Annotated in this window: 1 protein-coding gene; it reads right to left on the minus strand. The window is 67.2% G+C overall.

The features are described 5' to 3' along the window. On the minus strand, positions 1–711 hold a 711-nt coding region (locus IVB27_RS19890), incomplete at both ends, for a VCBS domain-containing protein (protein ID WP_247445016.1).

A 711-nucleotide genomic window follows, 5' to 3' on the forward strand; every position in this document is an offset into this window, starting at 1 on the left:
CGTGAACTGGTCCTGGACCTGCTGACCGGCGGTGAGCTCGTCGTGGGCGCCGTTACCGGCGTAGCTCCAGGCCCCGTTGGCATCGATCGTGAAGTCGCCATAGGTCCCGTGGGCGTTGCTCTGGGCCACGACGTGGGCTTCGCCCGTGTCGGGATCGGTGATGCTAAGCTGGCCGGAGGTGTTCAGCGCGGCGGCGGCATTGCCCTCGGTGATAGACTTCGAGTCCGACGAGACCGTGGCCGCATCATTGCTGCCGGTGATGGTCACTGTGACGATGCCGCTCGCGGTGCCGTCCTGGCTGATGACCGTGAACTGGTCCTGGACCTGCTGGCCGGCGGTGAGTTCGTCGTGGGCGCCGTTACCGGCGTAGCTCCAGGCCCCGTTGGCATCGATCGTGAAGTCGCCGTAGGTCCCGTGGGCGTTGGTCTGGGCCACGACGTGGGCTTCACCGCTGTCGGGATCCACGATCGTCAGCTGGCCCGAGGCGTTCAACGCGGCGGCAGTGTCGCCTTCCGTGACGGGCTTCGAGTCCGACGAGACCGTGGCCGCATCGTTGCTGCCGGTGATGGTCACCGTCACGATGCCACTCGCGGTGCCGTCCAGGCTGGTGACCGTGAACTGGTCCTGGACCTGCTGACCGGCGGTGAGCTCGTCGTGGGCGCCGTTACCGGCGTAGCTCCAGGCCCCGTTGGCATCGATCGTGAAGTCGCC

The organism is Bradyrhizobium sp. 197 (genome assembly GCF_023073375.1).
Classification (GTDB): domain Bacteria; phylum Pseudomonadota; class Alphaproteobacteria; order Rhizobiales; family Xanthobacteraceae; genus Bradyrhizobium.